This is a genomic window from Burkholderia sp. Bp8984 (genome assembly GCF_003853755.1).
Lineage (GTDB): Bacteria > Pseudomonadota > Gammaproteobacteria > Burkholderiales > Burkholderiaceae > Burkholderia.
Genome location: NZ_QTQN01000014.1, coordinates 101,957 through 117,402, shown reverse-complemented (window position 1 = coordinate 117,402; position 15,446 = coordinate 101,957). Strand labels below are relative to the sequence as shown.

The 15,446-nt window shown below is 66.3% G+C and carries 13 protein-coding genes and 1 pseudogene; 5 read left to right on the top strand and 9 right to left on the bottom strand.

Annotated elements, in window-relative coordinates; translation table 11 throughout:
• Positions 1 to 7 precede the first annotated feature (7 nt).
• The 3 genes from ribD to DID98_RS16585 form a co-directional block, all read right to left on the bottom strand.
• Positions 8 to 1,129 (bottom strand): bifunctional diaminohydroxyphosphoribosylaminopyrimidine deaminase/5-amino-6-(5-phosphoribosylamino)uracil reductase RibD, encoded by a 1,122-nt coding sequence (ribD, locus tag DID98_RS16595; RefSeq protein WP_124487768.1) that lies wholly within the window; start codon positions 1,127 to 1,129, stop codon positions 8 to 10.
• Between the two features lie 15 nt (positions 1,130 to 1,144).
• Complete coding sequence (hemL, locus tag DID98_RS16590; RefSeq protein WP_059680798.1) at positions 1,145 to 2,428, bottom strand: glutamate-1-semialdehyde 2,1-aminomutase; 1,284 nt, start codon at positions 2,426 to 2,428, stop codon at positions 1,145 to 1,147.
• 174 nt (positions 2,429 to 2,602) lie between these two features.
• The gene (locus DID98_RS16585; RefSeq protein WP_124571032.1) at positions 2,603 to 3,055 is read right to left on the bottom strand and encodes a hypothetical protein; all 453 of its coding nucleotides are present in this window, start codon (positions 3,053 to 3,055) and stop codon (positions 2,603 to 2,605) included.
• A 247-nt stretch (positions 3,056 to 3,302) separates the two neighbouring features.
• Between DID98_RS16585 and DID98_RS16580 the strand changes: the two genes are divergently transcribed.
• Complete coding sequence (locus tag DID98_RS16580) at positions 3,303 to 4,520, top strand: Bcr/CflA family multidrug efflux MFS transporter (RefSeq protein ID WP_124487771.1); 1,218 nt, start codon at positions 3,303 to 3,305, stop codon at positions 4,518 to 4,520.
• A gap of 20 nt (positions 4,521 to 4,540) precedes the next feature.
• Here DID98_RS16580 and DID98_RS16575 read toward each other — a convergent pair whose 3' ends face one another.
• From DID98_RS16575 to zwf, 6 genes and pseudogenes are all read right to left on the bottom strand, one after another.
• Positions 4,541 to 5,002 carry a type VI secretion system amidase immunity protein Tai4 gene (locus DID98_RS16575; RefSeq protein WP_124487772.1) on the bottom strand — a complete coding sequence of 154 codons (462 nt, stop codon included), beginning with the start codon at positions 5,000 to 5,002 and terminating at the stop codon, positions 4,541 to 4,543.
• A gap of 73 nt (positions 5,003 to 5,075) precedes the next feature.
• Entirely contained in the window at positions 5,076 to 5,432 is a 357-nt protein-coding gene (locus DID98_RS16570; RefSeq protein ID WP_124487773.1) for a DUF1493 family protein, read from the bottom strand.
• A pseudogene (locus DID98_RS36635) lies at positions 5,432 to 5,862 on the bottom strand (STM2901 family protein). The gene DID98_RS16570 and the pseudogene DID98_RS36635 overlap by 1 nt, the downstream one beginning before the upstream one ends.
• A gap of 574 nt (positions 5,863 to 6,436) precedes the next feature.
• Complete coding sequence (locus DID98_RS16560; RefSeq protein ID WP_124571031.1) at positions 6,437 to 8,365, bottom strand: bifunctional transcriptional regulator/glucokinase; 1,929 nt, start codon at positions 8,363 to 8,365, stop codon at positions 6,437 to 6,439.
• The gene (gene pgl / locus DID98_RS16555; RefSeq protein WP_124571030.1) at positions 8,343 to 9,023 is read right to left on the bottom strand and encodes a 6-phosphogluconolactonase; all 681 of its coding nucleotides are present in this window, start codon (positions 9,021 to 9,023) and stop codon (positions 8,343 to 8,345) included. The genes DID98_RS16560 and pgl overlap by 23 nt, the downstream gene beginning before the upstream one ends.
• A gap of 86 nt (positions 9,024 to 9,109) precedes the next feature.
• The gene (gene zwf / locus DID98_RS16550; RefSeq protein WP_124487777.1) at positions 9,110 to 10,579 is read right to left on the bottom strand and encodes a glucose-6-phosphate dehydrogenase; all 1,470 of its coding nucleotides are present in this window, start codon (positions 10,577 to 10,579) and stop codon (positions 9,110 to 9,112) included.
• Between the two features lie 432 nt (positions 10,580 to 11,011).
• On the opposite strand from zwf, the gene DID98_RS16545 reads away from it, so the two are divergent.
• The 4 genes from DID98_RS16545 to DID98_RS16530 all read left to right on the top strand — a co-directional run bounded on the left by DID98_RS16545 (position 11,012) and on the right by DID98_RS16530 (position 15,412).
• Positions 11,012 to 12,259, top strand: a complete 1,248-nt coding sequence (locus DID98_RS16545; protein ID WP_124521642.1) for an ABC transporter substrate-binding protein — start codon at positions 11,012 to 11,014, stop codon at positions 12,257 to 12,259.
• A gap of 138 nt (positions 12,260 to 12,397) precedes the next feature.
• Positions 12,398 to 13,336: a carbohydrate ABC transporter permease gene (locus DID98_RS16540; protein ID WP_124487779.1), complete on the top strand. Its 939-nt coding sequence runs from the start codon at positions 12,398 to 12,400 to the stop codon at positions 13,334 to 13,336.
• Positions 13,326 to 14,183 (top strand): carbohydrate ABC transporter permease, encoded by an 858-nt coding sequence (locus DID98_RS16535; protein WP_044846210.1) that lies wholly within the window; start codon positions 13,326 to 13,328, stop codon positions 14,181 to 14,183. Before DID98_RS16540 ends, DID98_RS16535 begins: the two co-directional genes overlap by 11 nt.
• 110 nt (positions 14,184 to 14,293) lie before the next feature.
• Positions 14,294 to 15,412 carry an ABC transporter ATP-binding protein gene (locus DID98_RS16530; protein ID WP_044846209.1) on the top strand — a complete coding sequence of 373 codons (1,119 nt, stop codon included), beginning with the start codon at positions 14,294 to 14,296 and terminating at the stop codon, positions 15,410 to 15,412.
• The last annotated feature ends 34 nt before the right edge of the window (positions 15,413 to 15,446 follow it).

Here is a 15,446-nt window from a genome sequence, read left to right as displayed (position 1 = left end):
GCTCCGTTCAATGCGTGGCAGGGGGCGGCGCGACACGCGCCAGGATCCGCAGATCGTCGCCGATCCGCTCGACGCTGTGGAACGCGAGCCGCGTGCGGGCGTCGAGGCTCGCCGGCGCGGCGAGGTCGAACATGCCGGCCGCGTCGCTGCCGAGCAGGCTCGGCGCGAGATAGACCAGCAGCTCGTCGACGCACTGCTCGCGCAGCAGCGAGCCGTTCAGCTTGTGGCCGGCCTCGACGTGCAGCTCGTTGACGCCGCGCGCGCCGAGCGCCGCCAGCATCGCGGGCAGGTCGACCTTGCCGTGCGCATTCGCGAGCGGCACGATTTCCGCGCCGCGCGACTTCAGCACGTTCGCGCGCACTTCGCCGGCGGCATCGAGCCGGCCGCAGAAGATCAGCAGCGGCGCGCCTTCGAGCAGGCGCGCATCGAGCGGCAGGTCGAGGCGGCTGTCGACCAGCACGCGCTGCGGCTGGCGCGGCGTGTCGATGCCGCGCACGGTCAGGAGCGGGTTGTCCTCGCGTACGGTGCCGATCCCGGTGAGGATCGCGCACGCGCGCGCGCGCCAGGCGTGGCCGTCGAGGCGCGCGGCCTCGCCGGTGATCCACTGGCTTTCGCCGGACGGCAGCGCGGTGCGTGCATCGAGCGACGCGGCCGTCTTCATCCGCACCCACGGGCGGCCGCGCGTCATCCGCGACACGAAGCCGATGTTCAGTTCGCCCGCTTCATGCGCGAGCAGCCCGCAGCGCACGTCGATGCCCGCGTCGCGCAGCATCCCGAGGCCGCGCCCGGACACCTGAGGATTCGGGTCTTCCATCGCCGCGACGACCTTCGCGACGCGCGCGTCGATCAGCGCGTTCGCGCACGGCGGCGTGCGGCCGAAGTGGCTGCACGGCTCGAGCGTCACGTACACGGTGGCGCCGGCGACGTCGTGGCCGCGCGCGCGCGCGTCCTTCAGCGCCTGCACTTCCGCGTGGTCCTGGCCGGCCGGCTGCGTGAAGCCTTCGCCGATCACGTCGCCGTCCTTGACGATCACGCAGCCGACGCGCGGGTTCGGTGCGGTCGTATACATGCCGCGCGCCGCGAGCGTCAGCGCGCGCTGCATGTGGGCGAAATCGGTATCCGAGAACATGCGCGCGGACCCGGGTCAGGCGGCCAGCGCCGCGAACGCGCGGCGCGCGGCCGCGAGCGTCGCGTCGATCACCGCGTCGTCGTGCGTGCTCGACACGAAGCCGGCCTCGTACGCGGACGGCGCGAAGTACACGCCTTCGTCCAGCATCAGGTGGAAGAAGCGGTTGAAGCGCTCGGTGTCGCTCTTCGTGACTTCCGCGAAGCTGGTCGGCACGCGCTCGGCGAAGTAAAGGCCGAACATCGCGCCGATCGAGTCGGCCGCGAACGGCACGCCGGCCGCGCGCGCTTCGGCCGCGAGGCCGTCGGCGAGGCGCTTCGTCTGCGCGGTGAGCGCGTCGTAGAAGCCGGGCGCCTGGATCAGCTGCAGCGTCTTCAGGCCCGCGGCGACCGCGATCGGGTTGCCCGACAGCGTGCCGGCCTGGTACACGCCGCCGAGCGGCGCGAGGTGGGCCATGATGTCGCGGCGGCCGCCGAACGCGGCAGCCGGCATCCCGCCGCCGATCACCTTGCCGAGGCAGGTGAGGTCGGCCGCGATCCCGTAGTACGCCTGCGCGCCGCCGAGCGCGACGCGGAACCCGCACATCACCTCGTCGAAGATCAGCACGGCGCCGTGCTTCGTGCACAGCGCGCGCAGCGCGTTCAGGAACTCGGGCGTGCCGCGCACGAGGTTCATGTTGCCCGCGACGGGCTCGACGATCACCGCGGCGATCTCGTCGCCGAACGCGCCGAACGCTTCTTCCAGCGCGGCGACGTTGTTGTATTCGAGGACGGTCGTGTGCTTCGCGATGTCGGCCGGCACGCCGGCCGACGTCGGGTTGCCGAACGTCAGCAGGCCCGAGCCGGCCTTGACCAGCAGGCTGTCCGCGTGGCCGTGGTAGCAGCCCTCGAACTTGACGATGCGGCTGCGGCCCGTGAAGCCGCGCGCGAGACGCAGCGCGCTCATCGTGGCCTCGGTGCCGCTCGACACCATCCGCACCTGCTCGATCGACGGCACCAGCTTGCAGATTTCCTCGGCGATCTCGATTTCCGCTTCGGTCGGCGCGCCGAACGAGAAGCCGTCGGCGAGCACGTTCTGCACGGCCGACAGCACTTCCGGATGGACGTGGCCGACGATCATCGGGCCCCACGAGCCGATGTAGTCGATGTACTGCTTGCCGTCGGCATCCCAGAAGTACGGGCCTTGCGCGCGCGACACGAAGCGCGGCGTGCCGCCGACCGAACGGAAGGCGCGCACCGGCGAGTTGACGCCGCCCGGGATGGTCTTCTGGGCGCGTTCGAAGAGGATCTGATTGTTGGACATGTGCGAAACCTGCGAGAGAAGGGCGCGGGGGCCTGTGCACGGGCCGCGGCGCCTGAGCGGAACGATCGTCTGATTGTACCGGAGACGCGCCCGGCGGGCCTGCGGCCGGGTCTGCGGCCTTTGCGCGCGTGGGGGATTGGCCGGCGCGAACGGCGCGCGGCCGATCCGGCCCGCTTATCGTGGCGACCGGCGCTTGCCGGTCAGCGCGGCCCAGCGCTTCTCGAGCGGGCCTTCGACCATCGGCTTGATCGACGTCCCGGAGGATTGCGCGTCCCAGGTCTGCACCGAGTACGGATGCGCGCGCAGCGCGTCGCGCGGGATCACGACGTCCTGGTGGGCGTCGACCAGCCAGTCGTAGACGAAATCGATGCACAGCCGGTAGCCGCGCTTCGTCGCCGGGTCGGGCACCTCGTAGGGCGCGCGCGTCACGTAGCCCGAGCCGAACACGCCCTTCGGCTCCTGCGCGACGCGGTGCAGGAACACACGGTCGCCCGGCAGGATGCCGCGTGCGAAGCCGCAGCCCCACACGTCGTGCACGGCATCGCCGGCCTTCACGCGCGCGGCGACGTCGGGCAGCTCGAGCCACGGCCATTTCTTGGGGCTCCAGATCAGCAGGAAGGCGGTCATCGGGTCGGTCGTGCGTCGGATTGATCAGACAAGAGAGGCGGGGAGCAGCAAGCTTAATCGAATCCGCGCGCGGTCTGCCGCGACGCCGGTCATGCGCGCGTGTTCCAGCCTGGCGCGGCAGACCGCGCGCGGCACGCGAAAAAGTTGCGCGTACAATCATGTGCTTGAACGCGCCGCTTGCGGCGTAGCCTCCCGTCTTCACCGCCACGCGTGCCCCGATGCGCGCGGGCCTCCATTGCGGATACCCATGTCCCACGTCGTCCGGCGCCGGCCCGATGCCCGGCTGATCCTGTTGCTCGGCGCGCTCGCGGCTTGCGGGCCGATCGCCACCGACATGTACCTGCCGAGCCTGCCGTCGATCGCCGACGGTTTCTCGGTGAGCCCCGGCGCCGCGCAGCGCACGCTGACGAGCTTCATGGCCGGCTTCTCGATCGGCATGCTGCTGTACGGCCCCTTGTCCGACACATGGGGCCGCCGGCCCGTGCTGCTCGGCGGCATCGCGCTGTTCACGCTCGCGAGCGTCGGCTGCTTCGTGTCGGGCTCGATCGACATGCTGATCCTCGTGCGCTTCCTGCAGGCGCTCGGCGCGGGCGCCGCGTCGGTGCTCGCCCGTGCGATCGCGCGCGACGCGCACGAGCCGACCGATGCGGCGAAGGTGCTGTCGATGGTCGCGATCGTCACCGCGGTCGGGCCGCTGCTCGCGCCGCTGATCGGCGGCCAGATCCTGCGCTTCGCCGGCTGGCGCGGCGTGTTCGTCGTGCTGGCCGCGTTCGGCGCGCTGTGCGCGGCGACCGCGTACCTGCGCGTGCCCGAAACCTGGCCGAAGGAGCGGCGCAAGAGCACGGCCGTGCTCGCGTCGTTCGCGTCGTACGGGCGCATCCTGTCCGATCCGGTCGCGTGGGGGCACATGCTGTGCGGCGGGATGGCGTTCGCGTCGATGTTCTCGTACATCACCGCGACGCCGTTCGTGTACATCGAGTATTTCCACGTGTCGCCGCAGCATTACGGGCTGCTGTTCGGCCTGAACGTCGTCGGGATCATGATCGGCAACTTCGCGAACACGCGGCTCGTCGGCCGCGTCGGCTCGCTGCGCCTCATCGCGACCGCGTCGCTCGTGAGCTGCGTCGCGTCGCTCGCGGTCGCATTCGTCGCGCTGACGGGACTGGGCGGGCTGTGGTCGATCGTCGTGTGCCTGTTCTTCGTCGTCGGCGTGGTCGGGATCCTGTCCGCGAACTGCACGACCGACCTGATGCACCGCTATCCGCACAACGCGGGTGCGTCGGCGGCCGTGTTCGGCGCGATGCAGCTCGCGCTCGGCGCGCTCGCGAGCATCGCGATCGGCGCACTGGCGGACGGCACGCCGTTCGCGATGGGTGTGACGATCGGCGTCTGCGGCGTGCTGTGTTTCGTCGGGCGTTACCTCGTGCTGCGCTGGCATGGCCGGCCGGTGAAAGCGGGGGCTTGAGCGGTGCGGGAGGATCGGCCTCACCTGGAGCGGTCTGACGAGCGATTATCGAGTCGATAGCTGCGCTTCGGGTTGATGACGAACCGTTTGACCTGAGCGTCGAGTTCCTTGCTGTGGTACAGGTCCAGGCATTTCAAAAAATCGAACCCGACGCCTTTGATTTCGGACTCGACGATCGGATTGCGATAGTCGCGTGCAAGAAAACGATTGACTAGCGATTTGCCCGCGTCGGGATTCCGTTCAAGATCGAAGTACGTCCAGTCCATCAGCGCACTCGCGCTGCATCCCGCGTCCATCGCAGCGGACGGTTCATTCCGATACGCGGTCGCGACACACTCGGCGAGCACCATGTCCTTGTAATTCTGGGCGTAGGTTCGGGCGCTGGCTTGTGGCGACGATGTCGTATCTGTTGCATGGCCCGATTGTGCCGCCAACGTCAGTGCCAAAAATATCACACGCTGGAACAGCGGATTTTGTCTCATGGCAGGCTCCAGACGCGTGCACAGATCCAACACATCGCCTAAAAAATAAACCGGTCTATTTGGCGAGGTACGATCAGCGCGGCAGACTTTCCAAGCGCTGATTGTTCCACTCTCCATCCAAAATAGCCTGATAGAGCATGCCTAGAGTCAGTGGCACTTTGTCATATTTTTCTCGGCGTTTTCTGGAGAAAGCCATCCGCGCCACTTCAATCAAGCTGAAGCCCTCTCCTGAGAAGTAGCGATTGAACTCAAAATCTCCAACTTGCACCGGAAACTTATCGAAGAAGCTCTCCATAAACTCGATCGCATCGTCGCCAGTGATATCCAAATCACCCTCGACGGCATGACCTTTTGTGAGAATTTTTTGGGGACTAACACCGGCCTCCCTTCTCACAAAATCCTCAAACTCGTTCCATGTAAATTGGCTCATCAGAACACCTTGTCCTCAGGCTTAACAAGCGCGTTATAGCGCGACACGGAACGAATGCTGATCATCGTGACATCGTTGGCAGCAATGACCCAGCCAACGACAGGAACCGCGCGCCCAACGAAAACCCCGATGTTTCTCACCAGAATGAACCTCAAGCGCTTAACGCTGGCGTTGGTCAGCGTTGGGAGGATCTTCTTCTTCAAATCGTAGTCCAGATACTTGCGACTCAATATCGACGCAACAGAAGTACCCGGCGTGGTACCAAAGGCTTTGCTCGTGTTGGCATCCAATTTTGACCGGCCACAATGGCAACCACCGCTGCTACATCGTCAACACCAAGCTCCTTGCATGTCTCATCGACAAAGACAAGGAAAAACAGCTCCATCGGCGTGAGATCTCGATGTGTACCAAAGGCATAGGTATTGTTCATTATAGTATTCCTCTCTCAGGCTATCGACGAGGCTGAAACCTCGAAGAGAACGATCCCCTGCCTATCGTCTCGGGTGCTGCCTCCCAGCGAAGGCGGGGGATTTGATCACTTCTGCTTTGCCCGATCGCTGGATATTGGTGGCCACGTTGCCCCCAATCGTTCGCGCAACTTTCTCCGTGGAATTTATCGGCGCATAAATGCGCATTGCTGCTGCCCATGCGGCTGAAAAGCGTGGTCTAGGCATATCCCTCTCCGCAAACTGGATGAACGTGATGCTGTCGATGCCAATCGGGGTTCTGCGAGAAACGCGTCATTTCTCGCGTCGAACCGGGATGGCCGCATCACGCGGAGCGAAGGAAGTTACCGAGCCTGGGCAACTGCTGACAATTGGACTTGTTCGAAAATAGGGGCGTGTACGAACGTATGAGTCACGCGCAGCCCTCGGCAGACGGCATCGTCGATGCCTGCCGGGCCGCTGTGGTGCGGGGCGGTGCCGCACATGTGAAACACCCCGAACGCCGGGCTTGAATCCAGCATTCGGGGTGTCGTGTATCGACGGCGTTTCGCCGAAGCGTCAATCCCGCGCGACGTCCTTCGCCGCCGGTGACGCGCCGTGGCTCAGCCAGTCGAGCACGTCGGCCGTTTCGTCGTCGCTCGCCCGTGCGCGCGCCTGCGCGACGGCCTCCGGCAGCTCGCCGTTGGTCGATGCGCGGCGGATCGCGACGCCGACCGCGAGGATGTCGATCATCAGCAGATGCAGGATCCGCGAGATCATCGACAGCTGCGATTCGCGCATCTCGATGTGATCGGTCTCGAGCGCGACGGTCGCGCGCTTCGCGAGCGGCGTGTTGCTCGACGTGATCGCGATCACCTTCGCGCCGGCCTGCATCGCGACCTCCAGCACACGCAGCAGCTCCGGCGCGCGTCCCGACTTCGACACCGCGACGATCACGTCGCCCTTGCCGAGCAGCGCGGCCGATGCGGCCTGCATGTACAGGTCGCCGTACGCAATCGTCGGGATTCCGAAGCGGAAGAACTTGTAGTGCGCGTCCTGCGCGACGATGTTCGAGTTGCCGAGCCCATAGAACTCGATGCGGCGCGCGCCGTTCAGGATCTCGATCGCGTTCTCGACGTGCTCGAAGTTCAGGTGTTCGCGCAGCTGCAGGATCGCGGACACCGTGTTGTCGAGCACCTTCGCGCCGAAGTCGGTGGCCGTGTCGCCGAGATGGACCTGGCTGTGGCTCATCGGAATCGTGCCGGTGAGGCCGGTCGCGAGCTTCAGCTTGAAGTCCGACAGCCCCTGGCAGCCGAGCGAGCGGCAGAAGCGGATCACCGTCGGCTGGCTCACGTCCGCCTTGCGCGCGATGTCGACGATCGGGTCGTTGATGATCGAGCGCGGATGGTTCAGCGCGAGATCGGCGACGCGGCGCTCGGCCGGCGTCAGCGCGTCGCGCATCTGGCGGATCCGCTCGAACACGGCCGACGACGCGCCGCCCGAACGGTTCGACAGCTGCTCCGCGAGGATCGCCGATACCCCGAGGAACGCCGGATATTCGGCGGTGATCAGGTAGGTCGGGATGTTCTGGAGATAGTGCGTGAAGCGGCCCTTCGCCTCGAAGCGTGCGCGGAACGACGAGCGCGTGAACAGTTCGCCGAGCTTCAGCGCGACGCCACCGCCGATGTACACGCCGCCGAGCGCGCCGAGCGTCAGCGCGACGCTGCCCGCGAACGCGCCGAGGATCCCGCAGAAGCATTCGACCGTCTCGAGCGCGAGTGCGTCGCCCGCATGCGCACGCTCGACGATCTCGGCCGTGTCGACGGTCGCGGCGACGCGTTTCTTGTCGCGCGCGGCGAGCGCACGATAGATGATCTCGATGCCGGGCCCCGCGCACACGCGCTCGAACGACACGTGCGGAAACTTCTTGCGCGCGTACTGCAGCACGAGATCCTCGCGCTCGTCCTGCGGCGCGAACGACGCGTGACCACCTTCGCTGCCGAGCGCGATCCAGCGGTCGTCCGCCGGAATCAGGCCGGACACGCCGAGCCCGGTGCCGGGCCCGAGCAGCCCGATCACGCTGTTCTGGCGGCGCGCGCCGCCGCCGATCTGCACGCGCTGCGCATCGGTCAGGCCCGGCAGCGCCATCGCGAGCGCGGTGAAGTCGTTGACGACGAGCAGCGTGTCGAAGCCGAGCGCGCGGCGCGTCGCCTCGATCGAGAAGCTCCAGTCGTGATTGGTCATCGTCACCTGGTCGCCGTCGACCGGGTTCGCGATCGCGATCGCCGCGTGGTTCACGCGGCTGATCTTCACGTCCTTCAGATACTTGCGGATCGCGTCGGTGAGCGTCGGGTAGTCGGCGCCGGGATAGACGCGGATCTGCGTGATCTCGCCGGGGCCGGTTTCCAGCGCGAATCGCGCGTTGGTGCCGCCGACGTCCGCGAGCAGGCGCGGGCCGTCGGCATGCTGGCCCGCGACGACAGCCTTACTTTGCGCACCAGTAGACATCGAGCTGGGTCCCCTTGTCGTTGGCCAGTTGGGAAATCGCGTTCTTCTGCAGCGTCGCGGCCGCGGCGTCGAGGACGTCGCGCTTGGCGGGGCCCGCGATCAACAGGAACAGCCGGTCGACGCGCTTCAGCGCATCGAGCGAAAAGCTCACGCGTGCATGCGGCGCGGCGCCGGGATGCACGGCGACGAAGCGCTCGGGCGTCGTGATCGCATGGTCCCATTCGGGCGCGTCCGCGAAGATCGACGCCGTGTGGCCGTCCTCGCCCATGCCGAGCACCGCGACGTTCGGCACGCGGTAGTCGGCGTTGGCATTGAGCGCTGCGACGTGCGCATCGAGCGATGCGCGCGTGTCGACGAGCGGCAGGAAGCGGGCAGGGGCCGCCGCGTGCTGCAGCAGCGTGTCGCGCACGAGCTGCGCGTTGCTGGCCGCATCGTTCTCCGGCACCCAGCGGTCGTCGACCAGCGTGACGTCGACGCCGGCCCAGTCGAGCGCTGCGTGCGACAGCGTGTGCAGGAACGGGCGCGGGCTCGTGCCGCCGGACACCGCGAGCGTCGGGCGCGCGGGGCCGCCGAGCGCGGCGCGCAGCGCATCGCCGACGGCGCGCGCGAGCGCTTCGCTTTGCGCTTCCTGGGTGTCGAAAGCGTGGATCTCGATCACATCTCCTCCGGACTGCTTTGTCTGTTCAATTCGTGCGAATCGTGGGGCACGTTGCCGCGCGCTGGCGCGCACGGCAACGGGTTGCATCAGTTTTCTTCTTCGAGCCAGCAGGTGCCGTGCTGCGCGAGCATCGCGCTCGCCGCGGCCGGCCCCCACGTGCCTGCCGCGTACGGCTTCGGCGGTTTCAGCGAGCGTGCCCATTCGTTCAGGATCGGCTCGACCCAGCGCCACGCGGCTTCCTGCTCGTCACGACGCACGAAGAGGGCGAGGCGGCCGTTGATCACGTCGAGCAGCAGGCGCTGGTACGCCTCCATCTGCCCTTCCTTGAAGAACTGGTCGAACGCGAGGTCGAGGTGCACGCTCGCGAGGTTCATCCCTTCGCCGGGCTGCTTCGCGAGGCAGTACAGGCGAATCGTCTCGTTCGGCTGCAGCCGGATCACGAGGCGGTTCGAACCGGGGCGCAGCGCGGTCGGGCCCAGCGCCGAGTGCGGCACCGGCCGGAAGTTCACGACGATCTCCGCGACGCGGTCTGCCAGACGCTTGCCGGTGCGCAGGAAGAACGGCACGCCGGCCCAGCGCCAGTTCTCGATCTCGACCTTCAGCGCGACGAAGGTTTCGGTCGGGCTGTCGGGTTTCACGCCGGGCTCGGTGGCATAGGCCGGCACCTGCGCGCCCTTGATCACGCCCGCATGATACTGGCCGCGCACCGCGACCTTGCCGATGTCGCGCGGATCGATGGGCTTCAGCGCACGCAGCACGCGCAGCTTCTCGTCGCGCACCGCGTCGGAATCCATCGAGTGCGGCGGCTCCATCGCGACGATCGACAGCAGCTGCAGCAGGTGGTTCTGCACCATGTCGCGCAGTGCGCCCGTATTGTCGTAGAAATCGCCGCGCGCCTCGACGCCGAGCTCCTCGGCGATCGTGATCTGGATGCTCTCGACCCATTCGCGGCGCCACAGCGGCTCGAACAGCGCATTGCCGAAGCGCAGCGCGAGCAGGTTCTGTACCGGCTCCTTCCCGAGATAGTGGTCGATCCGGTAGATCTGGTCTTCCGCGAAGATCTCGCCGACCGCGTCGTTGATCGCGTTCGACGATTTCAGGTCGTAGCCGAGCGGCTTCTCGAGCACGATGCGCGCGCCCTCGTTCAGGCCGACCGACGCGAGCGCCTTGCAGATCGGCACGAACAGCGACGGCCCTGTGGCGAGATAGAACACGCGGATGCCGGACAGCTGCGCGACCGCGTCGCGCAGCACGACGTAGTCCTCCGCACGGCCGAGGTCGAGCTTCACGTATTCGATGCGCTCGAGGAAGGATTTCCACACGCTTTCGTCGAATGCCTTGCCGGCCGCCTTCGCCGCATGCGGCTTCACATGCGTGTCGACCCACTCGAGATAGCCGGCCCGATCCGATTCGTGCCGCGCGACGGCAACGATCCGGCCGCTTTCCGCAAGCATGTTGCCGCGGTGCGCTTCGAACAGCGCGGGCAGGATCTTGCGCATCGACAGGTCGCCGGTGCCGCCGAAAAGTACGAAGGTAAAGCTGGAATCGGTATGCATGTGTCTCCGCCGATTGGGGGTGCTGGGAAGCGATCCGTAGTGCGATAAAAATATTTTTGACACTGAATTGTAGTTTAACTACAATCCGCCGCAAGGGGTAGCACCTGGGCGAAGAAAAAAAGAAGCGCGGTCGATGAACTGCGCGAGCTTCGCCTTCGGGAGCGCCTTGTGCCGAATGTTATCGGACATTGACGGTGCGCATCGTCCGCGCATCGTCGCCCCCGGGCTCGCGCCGCGGCATCGCGGCGGGCCAGAAACACAAAGAGGAGACACGCCGTTGAATCTCGATTCACGCTTTCTGTAAGAGCCCGGCCGGTCATCGGCCCCGTACGCTGCAATGCGTCCCGCGGCTCGATTTCCCCGTCGTTTATCAAGAAGCCGGTTCCCCGTCAGGGAACCTCACGAGTTGATTCAGTCTGGAGGAGATAAGTAATGAAAGTTCGCTCGATCATGGGCGCGCTCTGCGCCGCGGGTCTGATGGCTGGCGCCGTGGCGGCGCAGGCGGCCGAGAACGTAACCGTGCTGCACTGGTGGACCTCGGGCGGCGAGTCGAAGGCCGTCGGCGTGCTGAAGGACGACGTGCAGAAGCAGGGCTACGTGTGGAAGGACTTCGCGGTCGCGGGCGGCGCCGGCGCCGCGGCGATGACCGCGCTGAAGACCAAGGTGATCAGCGGCGACGCACCGTCGGCCGCGCAGATCAAGGGCCCGCTGATCCAGGACTGGGCCGACCAGGGCGTGCTCGTCAACATCGATTCCGCCGCCGGCGACTGGAAGCAGAACCTGCCGCCGGAAATCGACAAGATCATCAAGTACAAGGGCCACACCGTCGCCGCGCCGTTCTCGGTGCACCGCGTGAACTGGCTCTATATCAACAAGGCCGCGCTCGACAAGGTCGGCGCGAAGGTGCCGACCACCTGGCCCGAATTCTTCGCGGTGGCCGACAAGCTGAAGGCTGCCGGCATCCAGCCGGTCGCGATGGGCGGCCAGCCGTGGCAGGACCTGACGCTGTGGGAAGACGTCGTGCTGTCGCAGGGTCCGGCGTTCTACAAGAAGGCGCTCGTCGATCTCGACCAGGCCACGCTGACGTCGCCGCAGATGCTGTCGGTGTTCGACACGGTGCGCAAGATCCAGGGCTACTTCGACACGGGCCGCAACGGCCGCGACTGGAACCTCGCGACCGCGATGGTGATCAACGGCAAGGCCGGCATGCAGTTCATGGGCGACTGGGCGAAGGGCGAGTTCGAGAACGCCGGCAAGAAGGCGGGCAAGGACTACATCTGCGCGGCGGTGCCGGGTACGGCGAATTCGTACACGTTCAACGTCGACTCGTTCGTGTTCTTCCAGCAGAAGGGGCAGAAGGACGCGACGCCGGGCCAGGTCGCACTCGCGAAGACGATCATGACGCCGGACTTCCAGGAGCAGTTCAGCCTGCTGAAGGGCTCGGTGCCGGTGCGCCTCGGCGTGAAGATGGACAAGTTCGACGACTGCGCTAAGAAGTCGTATGCCGACGAGCAGACCGCGATCAAGTCGGGCGGCTTCGTGCCGTCGCTCGCGCACGGGATGGCGCAGGGCGATGCAACGGCCGGCGCGATCACCGACGTCGTGACGAAGTTCATGAACTCGCAGCAGGATTCGAAGAGCGCGGTCGCCGCGCTCGCGAAGGCCGCGAAGGTGAAGTAAAGCGCGACAGGCGCCCGGCCGGAAACGCAGGATCGGCCGGGCGTTCCTGCATGTGCAGCAAACGGGCTCGCTCGCGGGCCCGTGTCGTACCCGGCGCCGGCCCGGCCTGCGTCACCCTCGTTCCAGGAGTCGAATCAAGTGGCTGCCCCTCTTAGCGGAAACGGATCCGGCGCTGCCGCCGCACGGCGCACGTCGCCGATGTCGGCCTTCGCCGATCGCTGGATTCCGAAGCTCGTGCTCGCGCCGAGCCTCGCGATCGCCGTGGTGTTCATCTACGGCTTCATCCTGATTACCGGCTATCTGTCGCTGACCAATTCGCGGCTGTTGCCGAACTACGAATTCGACGGCTTCGGCCGTTATTCGGATCTGTTCCAGAACGACGTGTGGTGGACCTCCGCCGCGAACCTCGGCTGGTTCGGGATTCCGTTCATCGCGATCTGCGTCGCGCTCGGGCTGTTCCTCGCGATCCTGCTCGACCAGCGGATCCGCAACGAAGGCGCGCTGCGCGCGATCTTCCTGTATCCGATGGCGCTGTCGTTCATCGTCACGGGCACCGCATGGCAGTGGATCCTGAACCCGGGCCTCGGCCTGGAGAAGGTGATGCACGACTGGGGCTGGACGAGCTTCTCGTTCGGCTGGCTTGACGATCCGGACAAGGCGATCTTCTGTATCGTGATCGCCGCCGTGTGGCAGTCGACCGGCTTCGTGATGGCGCTGTTCCTCGCCGGGCTGCGCGGCGTCGATGCGGAGATCTTCAAGGCCGCGCAGGTCGACGGCGCGACGCTGCCGACCATCTACCGCAAGATCGTGATCCCGAGCATGCGCCCGGTGTTCTTCTCGGTGCTGCTGATCCTCTGCCACATCACGATCAAGACCTTCGACCTGGTCGTCGCGCTGACGGCGGGCGGCCCCGGCACGTCGTCGTCGCTGCCGGCCATGTTCATGTACACGTTTTCGTTCAACCGCGGCCAGCTCGGGCTCGGCGCGGCGTCGTCGGTGATGATGCTCGCGACCGTGGTCGCGGTGCTGGTGCCGCTGATGTATATGGAATCGAGGAGCACCCGCAATGCAGCCTAAAGTGACGATCAGCCGGGCAGTGATCTATGCGGCGCTGATCCTGTTCGCGCTGTATTTCCTGTTCCCGATCTACGTGATGCTGTCGACGTCCTTCAAGGACCTCGACCAGCTGCGCACCGGCAACCTGTTGACGCCGCCGACGCACTGGACCTTCGATCCGTGGGTGAAGGCGTGGAGCGGCGCGTGTACCGGCGTGCGCTGCGACGGCATGAAGCCGTTCTTCCTGAACTCGCTTCAGATGGTGATTCCGGCCGTGCTGATCTCGTCGCTGATCGGCGCGTTCAACGGCTACGTGCTCACGCACTGGCGCTTTCGCGGCGCGGATGCGCTGTTCACGATGATGCTGGTCGGCTGCTTCATCCCGTTCCAGGTGATCCTGCTGCCGATGGCGCGCCTGCAGGGGATGCTCGGCCTCGCCAACACGATTCCGGGCCTGGTGTTCGTGCACGTCGTGTACGGCATCGCGTTCACGACGATGTTCTTCCGCAACTTCTACGTGAGCGTGCCGGCCGAGCTCGTGAAGGCCGCGCGCATCGACGGCGCGGGTTTCTTCACGATCTTCACGAAGATCCTGCTGCCGGTGTCGCTGCCGATCTTCATGGTGTGCCTGATCTGGCAATTCACGCAGATCTGGAACGACTTCCTGTTCGGGATCGTGTTCTCCGGCGTCGACTCGATGCCGATCACGGTTGCGCTGAACAACCTCGTCAACACGTCGACGGGCGTGAAGGAATACAACGTCGACATGGCCGGCGCGATCATCGCCGCGCTGCCGACGCTGCTCGTCTACGTGGTCGCCGGCCGCTACTTCGTGCGCGGGCTGACGGCGGGCGCGGTGAAGGGGTAAGCGCGGCTTCATCCGATACGACGAACCGGCCGCGCACGACGCGCGGCGCATCGAAACGAACCCGACGCGGTGCCGTGGCGCCGCGCGAGACGAGACAGAGGATTCACAGCATGGCAAGCCTTTCCATCCGTGACGTGTACAAGACCTACCCGAACGGGGTGCCGGTCCTGAAGGGTGTCGACATCGAGATCGAGGACGGACAGTTCTTGATCCTGGTCGGCGGCTCGGGCTGCGGGAAGTCGACGCTGCTCAACATGATCGCCGGTCTCGAGACCGTGACGAGCGGCGAGATCTGCATCGACGGCAAGGTCGTCAACGACCTGTCGCCGAAGGATCGCGACATCGCGATGGTGTTCCAGTCGTACGCGCTGTACCCGTCGATGACGGTGCGCGAGAACATCTCGTTCGGCCTGAACATCCGCAAGGTGCCGAAGAGCGAGCAGCAGCAGATCGTCGAGCGCGTGTCGGCGATGCTGCAGATCCAGCATCTGCTCGACCGCAAGCCGGGCCAGCTGTCGGGCGGCCAGCGCCAGCGCGTCGCGATGGGCCGCGCACTGGCGCGCGATCCGTCGCTGTTCCTGTTCGACGAGCCGCTGTCGAACCTCGACGCGAAGCTGCGCATCGAGATGCGCGCGGAAATCAAGCTGCTGCACCAGCGCCTCGGCACGACGATCGTCTACGTGACGCACGACCAGATCGAGGCGATGACGCTCGGCGACCGGATCGCGGTGATGAAGGACGGCGTGGTCCAGCAGTTCGGCGCGCCGCAGGAAATCTACGATTCGCCGTCGAACCTGTTCGTCGCGGGCTTCATCGGCGCGCCGCCGATGAACTTCATCAATGGCAAGCTGGTCGAGCAGGGCAGCGGGATCGCGCTCGAGATCGACACGGGCCTCGCGCGCAGCGCGCTGAACCTGCCGTTCGACGCGAAGCGGATGAACGGCCACGTGGGCCGCGAGGTGATCCTCGGCCTGCGTCCGGAGCGCATCACCGACGCGCGCAATGCGCACCACGGCGAGGCGTCGAAGCTGCAGCCGATCGACGTGCGCGTCGACGTGACCGAGCCGACCGGGCCGGACACGCACGTGTTCGCGCAGGTCAACGGCAAGCGGATCGTGAGCCGCGTGCACCCGGCCGCGAACCCGCAGCCGGGGCAGACGCAGTCGCTGCTGTTCGACGTGTCGAAGGCGGTGCTGTTCGATCCGGCGTCGGAAGAGCGGATCGCGTGAGGCCGCGGTTGCGCTGAATGAAGAAGGGGCCGTC